The sequence below is a fragment of the Streptomyces sp. 3211.6 genome (genome assembly GCF_003634815.1).
GTDB classification, from domain to species: Bacteria; Actinomycetota; Actinomycetes; order Streptomycetales; family Streptomycetaceae; genus Streptomyces; species Streptomyces katrae_A.
Map to the genome: position 1 here is coordinate 1337513 of NZ_RBXC01000001.1, position 17713 is coordinate 1355225.

General features: G+C 71.3%; 19 protein-coding genes. 11 read left to right on the plus strand and 8 right to left on the minus strand.

Going from position 1 to position 17713, the window contains the following annotated elements:
• The first annotated feature begins 1 nt into the window (after nt 1).
• The 3 genes from BX286_RS06280 to BX286_RS06290 all read left to right on the plus strand — a co-directional run bounded on the left by BX286_RS06280 (nt 2) and on the right by BX286_RS06290 (nt 4062).
• Entirely contained in the window at nt 2-679 is a 678-nt protein-coding gene (locus BX286_RS06280; RefSeq protein ID WP_079424510.1) for a potassium-transporting ATPase subunit C, read from the plus strand.
• A 100-nt stretch (nt 680-779) separates the two neighbouring features.
• Entirely contained in the window at nt 780-1469 is a 690-nt protein-coding gene (locus tag BX286_RS06285) for a response regulator (protein ID WP_079424511.1), read from the plus strand.
• A 46-nt stretch (nt 1470-1515) separates the two neighbouring features.
• Nucleotides 1516-4062: a sensor histidine kinase KdpD gene (locus tag BX286_RS06290; RefSeq protein WP_121014701.1), complete on the plus strand. Its 2547-nt coding sequence runs from the start codon at nt 1516-1518 to the stop codon at nt 4060-4062.
• 210 nt (nt 4063-4272) lie between these two features.
• On the opposite strand, the gene BX286_RS06295 is transcribed toward BX286_RS06290, so the two are convergent.
• From BX286_RS06295 to BX286_RS06320, 6 genes are all read right to left on the minus strand, one after another.
• Nucleotides 4273-4968 (minus strand): DUF6766 family protein, encoded by a 696-nt coding sequence (locus tag BX286_RS06295; protein ID WP_079424515.1) that lies wholly within the window; start codon nt 4966-4968, stop codon nt 4273-4275.
• Nucleotides 4969-5051: 83 nt separating this feature from the next.
• Nucleotides 5052-5486 (minus strand): hypothetical protein, encoded by a 435-nt coding sequence (locus BX286_RS06300; protein WP_261993372.1) that lies wholly within the window; start codon nt 5484-5486, stop codon nt 5052-5054.
• Nucleotides 5483-5959: a hemerythrin domain-containing protein gene (locus tag BX286_RS06305; protein ID WP_079424518.1), complete on the minus strand. Its 477-nt coding sequence runs from the start codon at nt 5957-5959 to the stop codon at nt 5483-5485. Before BX286_RS06305 ends, BX286_RS06300 begins: the two co-directional genes overlap by 4 nt.
• A 15-nt stretch (nt 5960-5974) precedes the next feature.
• Entirely contained in the window at nt 5975-6250 is a 276-nt protein-coding gene (locus BX286_RS06310) for an isoamylase early set domain-containing protein (RefSeq protein WP_079424519.1), read from the minus strand.
• Between the two features lie 119 nt (nt 6251-6369).
• Nucleotides 6370-6696: a plasmid stabilization protein gene (locus BX286_RS06315; protein ID WP_079431579.1), complete on the minus strand. Its 327-nt coding sequence runs from the start codon at nt 6694-6696 to the stop codon at nt 6370-6372.
• A gap of 150 nt (nt 6697-6846) precedes the next feature.
• Nucleotides 6847-7383: an isochorismatase family cysteine hydrolase gene (locus BX286_RS06320; RefSeq protein WP_398898876.1), complete on the minus strand. Its 537-nt coding sequence runs from the start codon at nt 7381-7383 to the stop codon at nt 6847-6849.
• 389 nt (nt 7384-7772) lie between these two features.
• On the opposite strand from BX286_RS06320, the gene BX286_RS06325 reads away from it, so the two are divergent.
• The 3 genes from BX286_RS06325 to BX286_RS06335 all read left to right on the plus strand — a co-directional run bounded on the left by BX286_RS06325 (nt 7773) and on the right by BX286_RS06335 (nt 10086).
• Nucleotides 7773-8666, plus strand: a complete 894-nt coding sequence (locus BX286_RS06325; RefSeq protein ID WP_079424521.1) for a glucose 1-dehydrogenase — start codon at nt 7773-7775, stop codon at nt 8664-8666.
• 165 nt (nt 8667-8831) lie between these two features.
• The gene (locus BX286_RS06330; protein WP_079424522.1) at nt 8832-9392 is read left to right on the plus strand and encodes a hemerythrin domain-containing protein; all 561 of its coding nucleotides are present in this window, start codon (nt 8832-8834) and stop codon (nt 9390-9392) included.
• Between the two features lie 190 nt (nt 9393-9582).
• A complete protein-coding gene (locus tag BX286_RS06335; protein ID WP_079424524.1) occupies nt 9583-10086 on the plus strand; it encodes a hypothetical protein in 504 nt (167 codons plus the stop codon).
• Nucleotides 10087-10126: 40 nt separating this feature from the next.
• Here the strand turns inward: BX286_RS06335 and BX286_RS06340 are convergent, their stop codons facing one another.
• Nucleotides 10127-11311 carry an alcohol dehydrogenase catalytic domain-containing protein gene (locus BX286_RS06340; protein WP_100865238.1) on the minus strand — a complete coding sequence of 395 codons (1185 nt, stop codon included), beginning with the start codon at nt 11309-11311 and terminating at the stop codon, nt 10127-10129.
• Between the two features lie 184 nt (nt 11312-11495).
• Between BX286_RS06340 and BX286_RS06345 the strand changes: the two genes are divergently transcribed.
• The 5 genes from BX286_RS06345 to BX286_RS06365 all read left to right on the plus strand — a co-directional run bounded on the left by BX286_RS06345 (nt 11496) and on the right by BX286_RS06365 (nt 15930).
• Nucleotides 11496-12152, plus strand: a complete 657-nt coding sequence (locus BX286_RS06345; RefSeq protein WP_079424528.1) for a DNA polymerase ligase N-terminal domain-containing protein — start codon at nt 11496-11498, stop codon at nt 12150-12152.
• Nucleotides 12153-12173: 21 nt separating this feature from the next.
• Nucleotides 12174-13118 carry a non-homologous end-joining DNA ligase gene (gene ligD, locus BX286_RS06350; RefSeq protein WP_121014702.1) on the plus strand — a complete coding sequence of 315 codons (945 nt, stop codon included), beginning with the start codon at nt 12174-12176 and terminating at the stop codon, nt 13116-13118.
• The gene (locus BX286_RS06355; protein ID WP_079424532.1) at nt 13115-13762 is read left to right on the plus strand and encodes an endonuclease; all 648 of its coding nucleotides are present in this window, start codon (nt 13115-13117) and stop codon (nt 13760-13762) included. The genes ligD and BX286_RS06355 overlap by 4 nt, the downstream gene beginning before the upstream one ends.
• A 134-nt stretch (nt 13763-13896) precedes the next feature.
• Nucleotides 13897-14307, plus strand: coding sequence for an FKBP-type peptidyl-prolyl cis-trans isomerase (locus BX286_RS06360; protein ID WP_079424533.1), 411 nt, complete (start codon nt 13897-13899; stop codon nt 14305-14307).
• A 114-nt stretch (nt 14308-14421) separates the two neighbouring features.
• Nucleotides 14422-15930 (plus strand): DUF4246 domain-containing protein, encoded by a 1509-nt coding sequence (locus BX286_RS06365; protein WP_121014703.1) that lies wholly within the window; start codon nt 14422-14424, stop codon nt 15928-15930.
• Between the two features lie 28 nt (nt 15931-15958).
• Here the strand turns inward: BX286_RS06365 and BX286_RS06370 are convergent, their stop codons facing one another.
• Nucleotides 15959-17578 (minus strand): metallophosphoesterase family protein, encoded by a 1620-nt coding sequence (locus tag BX286_RS06370; RefSeq protein WP_079424536.1) that lies wholly within the window; start codon nt 17576-17578, stop codon nt 15959-15961.
• Nucleotides 17579-17713: the final 135 nt, after the last annotated feature.

The window sequence follows — 17713 nt, forward strand, 5'->3', positions numbered from 1 at the left end:
CATGAACAACTCCGTAGGAAACACCGCCCGTCTGCTGGGGGCCGGCCTGCGCGCGCTGCTGGTCCTGACGGTCGTCTGCGGCGTCCTGTACCCGCTGGCCGTCACCGGCATCGCCCAGGTCGCCTTCGGTGACCAGGCCAACGGCTCCGAGATCAAGGACAGGAACGGCCAGGTCGTCGGCTCCTCCCTCATCGGCCAGACCTACGACCTCCCCAAGCAGAACCCCGACGACCCGGAGGAGGCCGCCAGGCCGGACCTCAAGTGGTTCCAGCCGCGCCCCTCCAACGGCCTCGGCTCCAACAGCGTCAACACCCAGTACTCGCTGATCCTCTCGGGAGCCACCAACAAGGCGGCCGACAACCCGGACCTGGTCAAGCTGGTCAAGGACGCCAAGGCCGCGGTCGTCGCGGACAACACGACGGCCTCGTACACGGTCAAGCCGGAAGACGTACCGGCGGACGCCGTCACCTCCTCCGGCTCCGGCCTCGACCCGGACATCTCCCCCGCCTACGCCAGGCTGCAGATCCACCGGGTCGCCGAGCGGAACAGGCTCGACGTCAAGCAGGTCGAAGAGCTCGTCGCCGACCACACCACCGGCCGCACCCTCGGCTTCATGGGCGAACCCCGCGTCAACGTCCTCGAACTCAACACCGCCCTCAAGGCACTGGCCAAGAGCTGATGTTCCCCCTCGCACGGGCCGGGGGCCGGCGGGGCGCGGAACTCCCGTGCTCCGCCGGCCCCTTACCGCGCCCGAACAACGAAGGAAAGGCTGCACACCGATGACCCGGGTGCTGGTGGTGGAGGACGACCCTCAGCTCGTCCGCGCACTGAAGATCAATCTCCAGGCGCGCAAGTTCGACGTCGAGGAGGCCCCCGACGGAGGCGCGGCCCTGCGGCTCGCGGCCGCCCACAGGCCGGACGTCATCGTGCTGGACCTCGGCCTCCCGGACATGGACGGCGTCGAGGTCATCAAGGGGGTCCGCGGCTGGAGCCGGGTCCCGATCCTGGTGCTGTCCGCGCGTCACACCTCGGAGGAGAAGATCCGGGCGCTGGACGCCGGAGCGGACGACTACGTGACGAAACCGTTCAGCATGGACGAGCTCCTGGCCCGGCTGCGGGCGGCCGCCCGCAGGCAGGAGCCGGCCGCCGGCTCCCAGGCCGACCAGGTCGCCGTCGTCACGACCGACGAGTTCACCGTCGACCTGGTCGCGAAGAAGGTGCACCGGGGCGAACGCACGGTGCGGCTGACCCCGACCGAGTGGCACCTGCTGGAAATCCTCATCACCCACCCGGGCCGGCTGATCACCCAGAGCAGGCTCCTGCTGGAAGTCTGGGGACCGACCTACGGGGAGAACACCAACTACCTGCGCGTATACATGGCCCAGCTCCGCCGGAAACTCGAAGCGGACCCCTCGCACCCCCGGTACCTGATCACCGAACCGGGCATGGGCTACCGCTTCGAACCCTGATCCCCCGCCTGATCGTCGATCCTCGACAGAGAAGAAGAGTCTGAACATGGGACGCGGCAAGCTCCGCATCTACCTCGGCGCGGCACCGGGCGTCGGCAAGACGTACGCGATGCTCTCCGAGGCCCACCGCCGCGTCGAGCGGGGCACCGACTGCGTCGTGGGCTTCGTCGAGCACCACGGCCGCCCGCGGACCGAGGTCATGCTGCACGGCCTCGAACTCGTCGCGCGGCGCGAACTGGAGTACCGCGGCTCGACGTTCACCGAGATGGACGTCGACGCGATCCTCGCCCGCCGCCCCGCCGTGGCCCTCGTGGACGAGCTCGCGCACACCAACGTGCCGGGCTCGCGCAACGGCAAGCGCTGGCAGGACGTGGAGGAGCTGCTCCAGGCCGGCATCGACGTCGTCTCGACCGTCAACATCCAGCATCTCGAATCACTGGGTGACGTGGTCGAGACGATCACCGGCGTCCGCCAGCGGGAGACGGTCCCGGACGAGGTCGCACGCCACGCCGACCAGATCGAGCTGGTCGACATGTCCCCGCAGGCGCTGCGCAGGCGCATGGCGCACGGCAACGTCTACCAGCCCGACAAGGTGGACGCGGCCCTCTCGAACTACTTCCGCCCGGGGAACCTGACCGCGCTGCGCGAGCTGGCGCTGCTCTGGGTCGCCGACCGCGTGGACGAGTACCTTCAGGAGTACCGGGGCGAGCACGACATCCGCTCCACCTGGCAGGCCCGCGAGCGCATCGTCGTGGGCCTGACCGGCGGCCCTGAGGGACGCACGCTCATCCGCCGCGCAGCCCGGCTCGCCGAAAAGGGTGCGGGCGGCGAGGTCCTGGCCGTCTACATCGCCGCCAGCGACGGGCTCACCTCCGCCTCGCCCAAGGAGCTGGCCGTCCAGCGCACCCTGGTCGAGGACCTGGGCGGCACCTTCCACCACGTGATAGGCGACAGCATCCCCGACGCGCTCCTGGAGTTCGCCCGCGGCTGCAACGCCACCCAGATCGTCCTCGGCGTCAGCCGCCGCCGCTCCTGGCAGTACGCGTTCAGCCCGGGCGTCAGCGCCACGGTCGCCCGCGAATCGGGCCCGGACCTCGACGTCCACATCGTCACCCACGACGAGGCCGCCAAGGGCCGCCGCGGTCTGCCCGTCGCCCGGGGCGCACGGCTCGGCCGCTCGCGCATCATCTGGGGCTGGCTCGCCGGTATCGCCGGCCCCGCGCTGCTCACCGTGCTGTTGAGCCGGCTCGTCCCCGAGCTCGGTCTCGCGAACGACATGCTGCTCTTCCTCACGTTCACGGTGGCGGCGGCCCTGGTCGGCGGCCTGCTGCCCGCGCTCGCCTCGGCGGCGTTCGGATCCCTGCTGCTGAACTACTACTTCACGCCGCCGCTGCACGAGTTCACGGTCTCCGACCCGAAGAACATCGTCGCCATCGCGATCTTCGTCGGGGTGGCGGTGTCGGTGGCCTCGGTCGTGGACCAGGCCGCCCGGCGTACCCACCAGGCCGCCCGGCTGCGCGCCGAATCCGAGATCCTCTCCTTCCTCGCCGGCAGCGTCCTGCGCGGCGAGGACTCCCTCGACGCGCTCCTCGAACGGCTCCGGGAGACCTTCGCCATGCAGTCGGTCGCCCTCCTGGAGCGCGGCAGCGAGGTGGACCCCTGGACGACGGCGGCGTCCGTCGGCGGCAGTCCCGTCAGCCGGCCCGAGGACGCGGACGTCGACCTGCCCATCGGCGACACCATGGCCCTCGCCCTCACGGGCCGGGTCCTGCCCGCCGAGGACCGCCGCGTCCTGGGCGCCTTCGCCGCCCAGGCCGCCGTCGTACTCGACCGCCAGCGCCTCGTCGACGAGGCCGAGAAGTCCCGCGAACTCGCCGAGGCCAACCGCATCCGCACCGCGCTGCTCGCCGCCGTCAGCCACGACCTGCGCACCCCGCTCGCCGGCATCAAGGCCTCCGTCAGCTCCCTGCGCTCCGCCGACGTCGCATGGTCCGAGGACGACAGGGCCGAACTCCTCGAAGGCATCGAGGACGGAGCCGACCGCCTCGCCGCCCTGATCGGCAACCTCCTCGACATGTCCCGGCTCAACACCGGCACCGTCGCCCCGCTGATCCGGGAGACCGGCCTCGACGAGGTCGTCCCCATGGCCCTGGGCGGCGTCCCCGAGGACAGCGTGGCGCTCGACATCCCCGAGACCCTGCCGATGGTCGCCGTGGACCGCGGCCTCCTGGAGCGGGCCGTCGCCAACATCGTGGAGAACGCCGTCAAGTACAGCCCCGAGGGCCGGCCCGTCCACGTCTGCGCCAGCGCGCTCGCCAGCCGTGTCGAGCTGCGCGTGGTCGACCGCGGGCCCGGTGTCCCGGACGAAGCCAAGAGCCGCATCTTCGAACCGTTCCAGCGGCACGGCGACGCCCCGCGCGGCGCGGGCGTGGGCCTCGGCCTGGCGGTCGCCCGCGGCTTCACCGAGACCATCGGAGGCACCCTCACCGCCGAGGACACCCCCGGCGGCGGCCTCACCATGGTCATCACCCTCCCCATAGCGGGGGACGTCCCTCCGGTGTCACCGGAGCTCCCGACGTCTGCGGTCACCTGACCGACAAGGGGGCGACCGGCCGGGCGGCTCCCGCGTACGGGCTGACCGCCGGCACACGCGAGCCGTCCGGCCCCGGTATTTCTTGACGCGTTCCTTCCGCGCGGAAGCCGATCTTTGCTGCGGCTCTGACGGAGGGTGTCCGCGCGGCCCTCTGACGCCGGCCGCGCGTCCGACGCCCTCGTATCCCCTCGGGGCCCGGCATCCCGCTGGTCAGCCTTCGACGCCGGTCGTGGTGTGGGCGGCGCCGACCGGCTTGGATTCGGGGGAGCCGCGCTGGCGGAGGTAGATGGACAGGACGACCATGGCGGCGACCGCGAGGAGTTCGGACTGCCAGTTCTGCAGGGTGCGGTTCCAGAAGTCGGGGGTGGCGACGTATCCGGCCCAGCTGACGGGGTCCTCGAGTTGGCGCAGCTGCCGACCGTTGTAGGCGGCGGTGCCGGTGATGGACTGGCCCAGCCAGGAGAGGACGAACAGGGTGCCCATGACGGTGCCGAGGGAGCGGGCGTAGAAGGCCTGGCGCCAGTCTTTGGTGCCCGCCCAGCGGGGCGAGTCAGGGCGTGCGTGGTCGCCCATGCGCTGCTCCTGCTCGCTTTCGCTGCCGGCTTTGTGGACCTTCTTGGACTCCGGGGAGCCGCGCTGGACGAGGTAGACGGTGCCGAAGATGTAGAGGAAGAACTGCAGGAATTCCGATTGCCAGTTCTCGGTGACGTCCACGGCGAAGTCCGATGACGTCAGGTAGTCGCCGAAGCCGAGCGGCTGGAGGCCGTCGACCGTCATCTGTTCGTTGAACTCGGCGTGCCCGGAGATGGCCTGGCAGACGAGCACCACCAGGAAGGCGGTGCCGAAGGCGAGGGTCAGGCTGTTCTCCCGCCAGAACCCTCTGCGCGTTTCGCGGCCGGCGGTCATCGCTGGAGCACCCCGATGGTGATGAAGTAGCCGAGCCCGCCCAGGATGACCGCCAGGGTGGTGACGAAGAGCGTGCGCACGCCTCACGCTCCCTTGAGCAGGCAGTCGTAGGGCCGGTCGGGCCGCGGTGTGCAGCCGGCGGCCACGACCTTCCAGCCGCCGGTGAACAGCGACAGGAACAGGGTGTCGTCGCCCGCCATGCGCACCATCGCCTGCCGCCCGTACGCCTCGACCCCCTGGACACCGTGCGTCCTGGGCAGCTCCTGCGACGCGAGCGCGGCGGGACAGGCCTTGTGCTCGTCCTGCTCCAGCTGCTTGCGGGTCTGCGGAGCCAGGAGCCCGCAGGCCCGGACGTGGTCTCCGGCCGCGACGGCGGCTTCGAAGGCGGATCCCGCCGCGGCCGCGGCGTCCTGGCGTGCCCCAGGGCCCCCGCACCCGGCGGCCGCGAGCACCGCCGCGGCCGCCAGGACCAGTCCGCTCAGGGGGCGGCCGGATGCCCGGTGCCGTGATCGGATCACTTCGAGTCGGCGCTGGGTACGGCGAGCGGGTCGCGGGGGGCCTGCTTCTTCCCGGCCTCCAGCTCACCGCCCAGCTCGGTGAGCCGGTTGCGGCCCATCGCCTTGCGGACCTCCGGGAACCAGTCCTGTTCCTCTTCCTCGACGTGGTGGCGGACCTGTTCCATCAGCACGCTCATCTTGGCCTTGAACCGCTCGTCGGCCGGGTCCATGTCCTTGATCTCCGAGAGCATCCACACCACCGCGTGGTGCTCCTCGATGCTCTCCAGGATGTGGTCCGTCGTGTCCGGTGCGGCCTCGCGGGCCGCCGGGTAGAAGAACTCCTCCTCGATCCAGGCGTGGACGGTGAGCTCCTCGATCACCTCGTCGGCGATCCGGCGGCGTTCGGCCGTGTCGTCGTCGGAGGTCTTCTCGAAGCGCTTGAACAGCTTCTCGACGGTCTTGTGGTCTTCGCGCAGCAGCACGATCGCATCCATGCGGGGCACTCCCCGTCAGGTGTTGACGCGGCTGTTGGTGCCGTCATGGCCGTCGGCCTGGTCGTCGTCGAACCAGTAGCCGCCGGCCGCCAGGTAGCGGAAGGAGTGGCCCCGGTGCGCGGGCAGGACCACCGTGGCCGCACGCATGCCGTCGCCCCGGTCCTGCAGCGGGTGCGCGGCGGGGTTCCAGTGGTTGAAGTCGCCCACGACGCTGACCGGACCCTCCGGGTGGTCGGCGGGGAGAACGAAAGTGACCTGCGTGCGGCCCTTGAGCTGCTTGCGTTCGAGCACCGGATGACTCCTGACTGGCGAGTGCTGGCGGAGGCCCGAGCACCTTCGCACGGTGCTCCCCCGCCCCGGCCCCGCACACGCCGACGGGAGCGAAACGGTCACTCACCTGGAGGCCGGGGTCAGCGGCCGAGGGCGTTCTTCAGTTGTTGCTTGGTCATGTTCGAGCGGCCCTCGATGCCGCGCTTCTTCGCCTCTTGGTAGAGGTCGTCCTTGGTCCGCTCGGACGAGCCGCCGCCACCGGACTTCTGGCCGCCCCGCTGGGAGGCGGATGCGCCCTGGGTCGAGCTGCGGCTGGAGGTCTTGCTCTCGCCGGATCGCGCGCGTTCCTTGTTCACGGTGCGGGAGGCCATTTCCTCGGCACGGGACTCGGACATACCGCGCTTCTCGCCGGATTCCTTGATGTGTTCGTACTGGCGCTCGCGCTTGGGGCTTGATCCTCTGGGCACGACGAATCCCTTCCTCGACGGTGCGTACACGGCCATCGTGTGCGCACCCGGGGCGTTCCCGCATCTCGCGTTGGTCCCCGTGGACGACGGCCGTCACCCTTGCCGTACGAGCGGGTGTCCCGGACCGGCCGGTGTCGTCCGGGCCCGCCGTCAGCCCGAAGGGGCGCCCTCGAAGGTGATCTCGCCGCTCGGACGGAGTTCGGCCGACATGTTGCGTTCCATCATGCGCAGGGCCGCTTCGGCGAGAGCGGCGTCGATGTGGGCGACCGCGTCGAGGGCCACGACGACCTCGAGGTGGCGGATGTGGGCGTCGAGGGCCGAGTACAGCACGCACTGCTCGGTCACCTGCCCGCACAGCACCACCCGGCGTACATCGAGCTGGCCCAGCAGGTAGGCCAGGGGCGTTTCGTAGAAGACCGAGTGCCGTGCCTTGACGACGAACAGGGATTCCTCGTCCGGTGCGATCGGCTCCACCAGGTCGGAGTAACGGCCCGCCAGGGCGGCTTCGAGGATCTCGCCGTGGTGGGAGCGCCAGCGGCCGAAGTTGTCGTTCACGTAGACGACCGGCGCTCCGGCCTCCCTCGCCCGCCGCAGCAGCGCCGCTACGCCCGGCAGGGCTTCACGGACGGACCGCACCAGCACCTCGGCGTCCTCGTGCTCGTAGGTGTTGAGCATGTCGATCACGATGAGCGCCGTGCGGCCCGTATCGCCGCCTCCCGCCGCGCGGCCCGGCGGACGGCCACCGCGAACGCGACCGCCGTTCACGGACGCGGCCCGGCCACGGCCGGGGCAGGGGCGTGCCGGGCGACGAGCGCGCCTGCGTCGAGGGGGTGGGTCAAGGGCATGGCGGGTCCTTCATCCGGGACAGATGACGAGGTGGCCGTGCCGACAGTTTCCCGCTTCGGCCCGTGTCCGGCGCGCAGGCCACGCCGCCACAACGGGGAGGGCGCCCCACGTCAGCCGGCCCGGGCGGGATCCCGTGGCATGGTCTGCCCGGCACGGGTTAGACGCGGCACATGACGCAGCACCGACCCCTGCCCGACTCCCCTCGCTGACCGTGCCGGAAGGAGACCGCAATGCCCTCGCACGACCAGCCCCGCCTCACCGATCCCGTGTCGCTCCATGCCCGCCCGCCGTTCCCCGAGCAGGACCAGAGCCATCCCGGCTCGACGGAGGCGATGGACCCCCGCCCCGACCACGGCGAGGACACCTACCGGGGCCACGGCCTGCTGAACGGCCGCAAGGCGCTGGTCACCGGAGGTGACTCCGGGATCGGCCGGGCGGTCTGCCTGGCCTTCGCACGGGAAGGCGCCGATGTCGTCTTCACCCATCTGTCCGAGGAAGCAGAGGAGGCCGACGAGACCGCCCGTCTCATCCGGGAGGCGGGCCGCACGGCGGTGGCCGTGGCCTGCGACATCCGGTACGAAGACGAGTGCACTGCCCTCGTCGACAAGGCGGTGGGCGAGCTGGGCGGCATCGACCTGCTCGTCAACAACGCCGCCTACCAGATGGCCCAGCCGGACGGGATCGAGGCGATCACCACCGAGCAGTTCGACCGGGTGATGAAGACCAACCTGTACGGGATGTTCTGGCTCACCAAGGCCGCTCTGGCCCACATGCCGCGCGGGGGTTCGGTGATCAACACCGCCTCGGTGCAGGGCTACCAGCCCAGCCCGCATCTGCTCGACTACGCCATGACCAAGTCCGCGATCATCTCCTTCACCCACAACCTGGCCCAGATGCTCGCCGAGCGCGGCATCAGGGTCAACGCCGTCGCCCCCGGTCCGGTCTGGACCCCCCTGATCCCGGCGACCATGCCCGACCCGACGAAGTTCGGCGAACAGTCACCGCTGGGCCGGCCCGCGCAGCCGGCGGAAATGGCACCCGCCTACGTCTTCCTCGCCTCCGGCCAGGCCTCGTACATCACCGGCGAGATCGTCAACGCCACCGGCGGAACCCCCCTGCCCTGACCCCGGCCGAAGCCCTGCGCCGGATCGCTTCCTCCTGGAGCGGCGCGGGGCGGCCGCCTCCCCCGAGCGGGTGAGACGCGCCGTGCGGCCGGGCGCCCGTGCGTTCGACGGGGAACCGATCGCTTCGGGCCGGACAGGCCCGGCCCGAACACACATGGAGGCAACATGGGACACGGCGGGAACGTGATCGACGAGCTGATGGCCGACCACCGCGAGGTGGAGGGCATGTTCGCCCGGATCCAGGCCATGACCGGCACCGGGCAGGAGCTCCGCGATCTCATCGACGAGATCACCATCGAGCTGGTGCGGCACTCGGTCGCCGAGGAGCAGTACCTCTATCCGGCGGTACGCAAGCACGTCGAGGGCGGCGGGCCGATGGCGGACAAGGAGATCGAGGACCACGGCCGCGTCGAGAAGATGCTCAAGCGGCTGGAGAGGATGAGCACCGATGACGTACAGATGAGCCCGCTCCTGCAGCAGCTCATGGAGGAGGTCGCCGCCCACGTCCAGGACGAGGAGAGCAACCTCTTCCCGATGCTGAGGAGAGCCTGTACCGCGCAGCAGCTGGACGATCTCGGTGACAAGATCCGCCGTGCCAAGGCCATGGCGCCCACCCGCCCGCACCCCGCCGCGCCGAGCAGCCCCATGGCCAGCAAACTCCTCGCACCGGGTGCCGGCCTGGTGGACCGGGCCCGCGACTTCGTGAGCGGCCGCGGCAAGTCCTGATCTCCGGTCCGGGGCGGCGGGCGCGGTACGGGTCCGGGCCGCCGCCCCGGGCGGAGGGTGACGTGCGTCATGCCGCCGGCCCGTCGCTTGCGGCTACGCTGGTCGGCCACGAGCGGAGCGGCGCAGCTTCGCGCCGCAGCTCGCGGGCCCGGGAGGCCCAGGCGAGCACCCCCCCCCCGAGGAACCCGCCGTGTCCGCCGATCTCGCACCTGTCATAGCCGCCGGCTCCCGCTGGCTGCTGACCGCCTTCCCGCCCTCCCCGGGCGCGTTCAGCCAGGCCCTGGCCGAGGCCCAGGCCCGGCAGGCCGTCGCCCTGGCCGCCGCCCTGCGGTACCCGACCCCGCTGGACGCCGAGCTGCTGGATCTCCTCGGCCCGGGCGGAAGCGCCCGGCTGGACTGGCTGACCGGCGCCGATCACGGCGACGACACCGACGCCGGCTGGCGGACGTGGGTGGACGAAACCGTCGTCAGCTGGGCCGCCTGCCTCCTCGCCGCCCCCGCCCTGGCCCTCGCCGCCCAGCGCCACGTCGACCGTGGCCAGGCCGGTGAGCTCACCCGCCTCACCCGCCCCGGCGACCACGAACACGACGCCGCGCCCCTGCTTCGCCATCCCGACCTGCTGGAGCCGGTCGCCGCCCTCCACCGCGCGCCGCTGCTGGACCTCCTGGACAACGAGACCGCCGCCATGAGCTAGGCCGCCTCTTGTGGAAGGGCGCCCACGAGCGGCTCAGCCGTCAGGGATGGAAGAGGACCTTCACCATGTTGTCCCGCTTCGCCTGGAAGTCCGCGTACGCCCGTGGGGCTTCGTCCAGGGAGAGGTGATGGGTGGCGAAGCCTTCGACGCCGAGAGGGTCGCCGTCCGTCAGCAAGGGCATCAGGTCGTCGACCCAGCGGCGGACGTTGGCCTGTCCCATGCGCAGCTGGATCTGCTTGTCGAACATCGTGAGCAGCGGGAGCGGGTCGGCGGCTCCTCCGTAGACGCCGGAGAGGGAGATCGTGCCGCCGCGGCGTACGAGCTCTATGGCCAGCCTCAGGGCGCCCAGGCGGTCGACCCCGGCCCTCTTCATCAGAGCGGCGGCCAAGGCGTCCGGGAGCAGGCCGGTCGCGGTCTGTACGGCCCTGACGCCGGCGCTGCCGTGGGCTTCCATGCCGACGGCGTCGATCACGGCGTCCGGGCCGCGGCCGCCGGTGGCGCTGCGGACCGCGTCGGCGAGCTGGTCACCGTAGTGGGTCAGGTCGTAGACCTGTACGCCGTGGCCCGCGGCGCGGGCGAGCCGTTCGGGGACCAGGTCGATGCCGATCACCTTGCCGGCACCGCGGTGGGCGGCGATGCGGGTGCACATGTCGCCGATGGGCCCGAGGCCCAGGACGGCGACGCTGCCGCCGGGCGGGATGCCGGCGTAGGCGACGGCCTGCCAGGCGGTCGGCAGGACGTCCGACAGGTAGACGAACCGTTCGTCCGGTGGCCCATCGGGCACGCGGATCGGGAGCGTGTCGGCGAAGGGGACGCGCAGGTATTCGGCCTGTCCCCCGGGCACCTGCCCGTAGAGCTTGGTGTATCCGAACAGGCTCGCGCCGCTGCCGTGCTCGTGGACCTGGGTCGTCTCGCACTGCGAGTGCAGCCCCCGCTCGCACATGAAGCAGGTCCCGCAGGACACGTTGAACGGTACGACGACCCGGTCGCCGGCCTTCAGCTCCCGGACCTCGGGCCCCACCTCGGCGACCACCCCCATCGGCTCGTGCCCCAGGATGTCCCCGGCGTCCAGGAAGGGCCCGAGCACCTCGTACAGGTGCAGGTCCGATCCGCACAGGCCCGTCGTCGTCACCCTGATGACGGCGTCCGTGGGATCGGCGATCCGCGGGTCTGCAACGGTGGCCACCTCGATCTTGCGGCGGCCCTGCCAGGTCACGGCTTTCATCACGCCTCCTCGGTCACGTATGCGCAGGGCAGGGAGCGGGCGACGCCGGCCTGTATCCGCGCGCCTGCCCCCTTCCGGATCCGCCAAGCAGCCGGCGCCGTCGTCCGCCCGCTGCGGATGACGGCCGCGATGCCGGGTAGCCGCGTGGACGGGATCCCTTGCCCCACGGTGTGAGGAGGCTGCGATGACAGCCAAGAGACCACTGGCCCACTACCACCGGCGACGCGACTTCTCCAAGACGGCCGAGCCCGAGGGCGGACTCGACGAGCCCTCCGGCGGGCAGCCCTCGTACGTGGTGCAGATCCACGACGCCCGCAGCATGCACTTCGACTTCCGGCTGGAAGCCGACGGCGTACTGAAATCATTCGCCGTGCCCAAGGGGCCCTCCAACGACCCCCACGACAAGCGCTTCGCGACACCGACCGAAGACCATCCGCTGGAGTACCGCGACTTCGAGGGCACGATTCCGCACGGCGAGTACGGCGGCGGCACGGTGATCGTCTGGGACCAGGGAACGTACCGCAACGCCACCTCCGACCGCGACGGCCGCGAGATCCCGCTCACCGAGGCGCTGGAGCGGGGGCATGCCTCGTTCCGGCTCGACGGCCGCAAGCTGCACGGCGGCTACGCGCTCACCCGGATCCGTGACGACGCGGACGGCGGGAAGGAGGCCTGGCTGCTGGTCAAGCAGGCCGACGAGCGGGCCGCCGCCACCGGCACGCCCGACCCCCGGCGGGCGAGGTCGGTGCGTACCGGCCGGACCCTGAACCAGGTCGCCGCCGACGCACGCCCGAGGCCTGGGACTGCGCGAGGACGAGCCGGGGGCCGAGGTGGTCCGTGAGCAACCGGCCGGGAGGACCCGATGACCCCGAAACGCCGGTCCACGCCGCCGGAGCGCATACGGGCCGGCCGGCACACCGTCGAGATCAGCCGCCCGGACAAGGTCCTCTTCCCCGGTGACGGCATCACCAAGGCCGACCTCGCCGGCTACTACCGCACGGTGGCCCGGCGCATGCTGCCCCAGCTGCGCGGGCGGCCCCTGATGCTGGAACGGCATCCCGACGGGACCGACGGCCCCGCCTTCATGCAGAAGGACGTCCCGGACCACTTCCCGGACTGGATCCACCGTGCCGAACTGCCCAAGCAGGACGGCACCGTCACCTACGTGATCTGCGACGACACCGCCACGCTGCTCTACCTCGCGGACCAGGCGTGCACCACCCCGCACCGCTTCCTGTCCAAGGCCGACCGGCCCGGCCATCCGGACCGGCTGGTGTTCGACCTCGACCCGGCCGGCGAAGACTTCGCTCCGGTGCGGGAGGCCGCGCTCGGCCTGCACCGGCTCCTGGACGAGCTGGAACTGCCGTCCCTGCCCATGACCACCGGCTCCCGCGGCCTCCACGTCGTGGTCCCCCTCGACCGCCGCGCGCCCTTCGACGACGTACGCGTCTTCGCGCGCGCGGTCGCCGGCGTCCTGGCCGCCCGCCGGCCCGACCGGTTCACCACCGAGCCCAGGAAGAAGGCCCGCCGCGGACGCCTCTACCTCGACACCGGGCGCAACGCTTACGCCCAGACCGCCGTGGCCCCCTACGCCGTCCGCGCCCTCCCCGGCGCCCCCGTCGCCGCCCCACTGTCCTGGAGCGACCTCGACGACCCCGACCTCACCGCCCGCCGCTGGACCCTCGCCACCGTCGGCGAGCTGCTGGGGGAAGACCCCTGGCGGACCCCTCCCCGGCCCCGCTCCCTGCGAAGGGCCCACAGCCTGCTCACCGCACTCACCCGTGACGAAACGAACCCGACGCCATGACACGACGACGACAGACGACCGTACGAAAGCTGATGGACGCCTACGGGCGGACCCATGCCGAGGAAGCCGGCATCAAGCTGCGGAACACACCCGCGCCCCTCTACCAACTGCTCACCCTCTGCGTGCTCTTCTCCGTACGGATCAACGCCGACATCGCGGTGGCCGCCGCCCGCGAGCTGTTCGGAGCCGGGATGCGGACACCCCGGGCGATGGCGGACTCCTCCTGGCAGGACCGGGTGGACGCACTCGGCCGCGCCCACTACCGCCGCTACGACGAGAGCACGGCCACCGCGCTGGGCGCCGGAGCCGAACTCGTCCTCGACCGGTACCGCGGCGACCTGCGCCGCCTGCGCGACCAGGCCGACGGGGATCCGGACCGGATCCGCGCACTGCTGCGGGAGTTCCCGCGGATCGGGCCCGTGGGAGCGGACATCTTCTGCCGTGAGGCCCAGACCGTATGGCCAGAGCTGCGCCCCTCGTTCGACGACCGCGCCCGCGAGGCCGCCTCCAAGCTCGGCCTGCCGGCCACGCCGGAGGCCCTCGCCCGCCTGGTGGACACCGAGACGCTGCCGAGACTGGCAGCCGCCCTGGTGAGGGTCGGACTGTCCAAGGACGCCGCCGACGACCTCCTCGGAAGGGGCTGAGCCGGGGTGGGTGCGGGGGTCGCGTTCTTCGGCGTCGGCATTCTCGATAGCGTGGCTGCCGGCCGCGCACGGCTTCCATGGTCCGGCACGCCCGTGCGGTGGGTTTCGACGGAGAGTGATGAGGCGATGAGGCTGTGACGAGTGAAGAACGGACGAAGCCCGTGGTCGAGGTTCCGAAGGGGGACGCTCCCGCCGAGCTGACCGTGCGGGACCTGGTCGTCGGGGAGGGGGCCGAGGTCAAGCCGGGCATGGTGGTCAAGGTCCACTACGTCGGGGTGACCTTCGAGTCCGGGAAGGAGTTCGACGCCTCCTGGGACCAGGGGCAGCCGTTCAAGTTCGCCCTGGGCAGTGGCAAGGTCATCAAGGGCTGGGACCGGGGGGTGCGGGGCATGAGGGTCGGCGGCCGGCGCGAGATCGTCGTTCCCCCGCGTCTCGGCTACGGGAACCAGTCGCCCTCACCCTTGATCCCGGCGGGCTCGACCCTGGTCTTCGTGGTGGACCTGCTCGACTCGTATTCCCGGACGTCCGGGTGGAGCAACGGCTAGCCCCCGGCCGCCGGTTCCCTCCCCCTCTCCCGGCAGAGATCGTGGTGCCGGTCGGTGTCAGTGCACTGAAGTATCCTTCCCGGCACCGCACACCGACTCGGAGGATCAAGAGAATTGTCCGGCCTGTCCGCCTTTCCGTTGCCCTTTCAAGCATCGCGTTCCGTAGCGTTCGCGGCACCCCGGACGCTGCGGGAGCTGGAGATGATGCAGTGCAGCGCGCACATCCGGGCGAAGGCCGGGTGGTTCGACAAGATGAAGGACGCCGACGTCGTCGCCCGGTGGACGCGGGAAGCCCGCGAGCAGGGTCTCACCGAGGCTCAGGTGCGTTACGTCCTCGACGAACTCGCCCACTACGCCGCCCTGCGGGACGGGCGGACCGGCATCGAGGTGTCCGGTGTCGACGGGGTGTGGCAGTCGGACGCGCTGGTCGACGAGGAGCTCGCAGCTCGGCTGCGCGAGGCGGTGCGGGTGCTGGAAGAGGTTCCCCCGGCGGAGCTGGACTGGCATCCGGGATCCGGTGGTCAGGTACTGGACCTGGTACATCCCTCGCTGTTCTGCCTGGTGCGGGACGTGAGCCCAGCGCCCGAGGGGGCGTGGCGGAATCCGACGGACCGTTATTCGAAGCACGAGTTCTCGGAGAAGTTCCAGTGGCTGCCCACGGACGTGGAGGTCGCTGAGGACGGCGGGGTCTGCTTCCGTTCGCACGTCAACAACGTCCACCCGGAGGACCACCGCGAGCTGGCCTCCGTTCTGCCGGACCTGTTCGCGCGCATGCGTCCGCTCCTGGAGAACGTGCTCACCGATCTGCGCCATCCGCGGCCCCTGCGCATCAAGGCCGATCCCTACGGGTGGTACGAGTCGGAGCCGCAGTACCCGAACAGGGCCGACTACGGTGACGACGCCGCCTTCGCGGAAGCCCGCCAGGAGTGGGGGGAGGCCCACGACGAGTGGTGGCAGACCCGCCGGCCGGTCGTCCCGGACGCGCCGGAGTTCACCGCGCCCGAGGTGCCCGACGCGACCGCCCGGGTCGACCTGCGCGGCCGGGGCCTCCAGGTCATCGTGAAGCTGGCCACCATCCACCTCACCCCGGAGAAGCCCGAGTACGCCGGCGGTTCCTGGCACGTCGAGGGGATGCTGAACGAGCGGATCGTCTCGACCGGCATCTACTACTGGGACAGCGAGAACGTCACCGAGAGCCGGCTGAGCTTCCGCACCGCGCTCGACGACCCGGACTACGAGCAGAACGACGACGACGGCCTGCGCGAGGTCTACGGCCTGGAGAACGAGGACGAACTCAACCAGATACTGGGTTCGGCGGCGACTCCGGCGGGCCGCTGCCTGGCCTTCCCGAACGTCCTGCAGCACCGCGTCGGCGCGTTCCGCCTCGCGGACCCCACCCGCCCGGGGCACCGGAAGATCCTCGCCTTCTTCCTCGTCGATCCGTCCGAGAGGATCGTCTCGACGGCCGATGTGCCGCCGCAGCAGCCGTGGGCCGAGACCTCGACCATGACCCTGGAAGAGGCGAAGGGCTACCGCGAACAGCTCATGCACGAACGCAAGTTCTTCGTCGCCGAACACAACGAGCAGCTGTACGAGCGGGAGTTCTCCCTCTGCGAGCACTGAGCCCCGTCGGTCCCGGCCCCCGGAGCGGTCAGTGGCGGGCGTCCGCCCGGGGGCGTTCCAGGGTGAAGGCGTCCACCGGGGTCAGCTCTCCGTAGGGGCCGTCGAAGGTGTAGTACGTGACGTTCATCCGGGTGCGGCCGGAGCCCCTGGTGCCCGGGTCGACGTCGAAGGCTGCGAAGCCGTGGGGGTGGACGCGGTCCTGCACGGCGCGCCAGGGGGCGTCCTCGGTGAGGTAGACCGGCGTGCGGTGGCGGCCCTGGGGTTCCTTGCTCACGTCGACGACGACGCGCCCCTTGGGCTCCTCGAACAGGTCGTCCTGGGTGGTGGCGAAGTTGCCCCCGCCACCGATGATCATGTGGACGGTCCCCTTCCCGGTGTCGGCGACGTCGGTGCGGGTGGAGACCGGGACCGGGGTGCGGGTGTCGTTGGGCAGGGTGCCGCGGACCGGGAGCGACCGCTCGTAGTAGTGCTCGTGGCCGCAGAGCACCAGGTCGACCCCGTACGCGTCGAAGAGCGGGCCCCATTCCTGACGGACTCCGAGGTCGCTGCCGCCGCTGCGGTGGCTGGAGATCATGGGGTGGTGCATGAAGACGACGATCCAGTCGATGCCGGTGTCGGCCCGCGCCGCCTTCAGTTCCCGCTCCAGCCAGCGGCGCTGTGCGCCGCCGGAGTAGCCGCGCAGATAGATGTCCCCGGTATCGACGATCGCCACGTCGTCGTTGGCCAGGCTGATGAAGCGGACCCCGCCGACGGTGAAGGCGTACCACAGGCCGCGGGTCTGGGCGTCGGTGGCGGTGGCCGCGTCCGGCAGGGTGAAGTAGGTCTGGTAGCCCGTCAGTCCCAGGGGGCCGTTGCCCTTCTCGGTCTCGCCGTTGCCGACGCAGGGCATCCAGGGACGCAGCCGCGCCGAACGGCTGTTGCCGATGAACCAGTCGGCCCAGGTCGCGACGCGGTCCTCACCGATGGCACCGGCCACGCCCGCGTAGCAGAGGTCGCCGTTGACCAGGTTGAACAGCGGGGCGACCCGTTCCACCGCGGCCACGATGTCGGCGGAGGCCTCGGTGCCGCCCTGGGTGCTGGTGTGGAGCCGGAAATGGCCGAGCGGCGGCGGTGCGTCGGGCGTGGGCCACGTGAGGGAGCGGCGCAGATTGGGCGTGCCCTGGTCGCCGAAGCTGGTGAAGGTGAACGCGGAGCGGCCGCGCGGGGCGGTAGTGAACGACCCGGTCTCCTGCGCGGCGCCGTCGTGCCCGGCCGAGTACAGGTAGGTGGTGTCGGGCCGCAGCCCCGTGATGCGGGCGTGGTGGACGTACACCTCCCGCCGGGACAGGTCGTCACGGTAGGTCCGGGTCTCGGCGTCGACCGCGTGCCCCGAGCCGCCGCCGTCCGGTGAACCGAGGTGGACCCGCGGCCGCCGGACGGACTGGGGACTGATCCAGGAGACGGTCATCTCGGTGGCCGGGTCGGCGCCGAACTGCAGGTGCAGCCCCGCCACTCCGGGCACCCCGATCCGGCTGGGCGTGCGCTGCAGCAGGGGCGACACCGCGTCCGCCGGCCTCTCGGCGGCCCGTGCGCTTCCCGTGCTCCCGACGGCGGCGGCAGCCGCACCAGCGGTCGAGCCGGTCAGTAACGTCCTGCGCGGAATCGGCATGGGGCACCTTTCTCGAAGCGAGTCGTCGCTCGCGTGAACCCTGGGGGCGGTCGACCGCAATGATGCCTGCGGGAAGCTCTCGTGGACGAGGATTTTCCGCCGGCGGGGCCTACGGCCGGCGGCCCGGGCGGGTGC

Coding starts and splice junctions, on each gene's coding strand:
- BX286_RS06280 (WP_079424510.1), top strand. CDS start 2: ATGAACAACTCCGTAGGAAACACCGCCCGTCTGCTGGGGGCCGGCCTG.
- BX286_RS06285 (WP_079424511.1), top strand. CDS start 780: ATGACCCGGGTGCTGGTGGTGGAGGACGACCCTCAGCTCGTCCGCGCA.
- BX286_RS06290 (WP_121014701.1), top strand. CDS start 1,516: ATGGGACGCGGCAAGCTCCGCATCTACCTCGGCGCGGCACCGGGCGTC.
- BX286_RS06295 (WP_079424515.1), bottom strand. CDS start 4,968: ATGACCGCCGGCCGCGAAACGCGCAGAGGGTTCTGGCGGGAGAACAGC.
- BX286_RS06305 (WP_079424518.1), bottom strand. CDS start 5,959: ATGGATGCGATCGTGCTGCTGCGCGAAGACCACAAGACCGTCGAGAAG.
- BX286_RS06325 (WP_079424521.1), top strand. CDS start 7,773: ATGCCCTCGCACGACCAGCCCCGCCTCACCGATCCCGTGTCGCTCCAT.
- BX286_RS06330 (WP_079424522.1), top strand. CDS start 8,832: ATGGGACACGGCGGGAACGTGATCGACGAGCTGATGGCCGACCACCGC.
- BX286_RS06340 (WP_100865238.1), bottom strand. CDS start 11,311: ATGAAAGCCGTGACCTGGCAGGGCCGCCGCAAGATCGAGGTGGCCACC.
- BX286_RS06345 (WP_079424528.1), top strand. CDS start 11,496: ATGACAGCCAAGAGACCACTGGCCCACTACCACCGGCGACGCGACTTC.
- ligD (WP_121014702.1), top strand. CDS start 12,174: ATGACCCCGAAACGCCGGTCCACGCCGCCGGAGCGCATACGGGCCGGC.
- BX286_RS06355 (WP_079424532.1), top strand. CDS start 13,115: ATGACACGACGACGACAGACGACCGTACGAAAGCTGATGGACGCCTAC.
- BX286_RS06370 (WP_079424536.1), bottom strand. CDS start 17,578: ATGCCGATTCCGCGCAGGACGTTACTGACCGGCTCGACCGCTGGTGCG.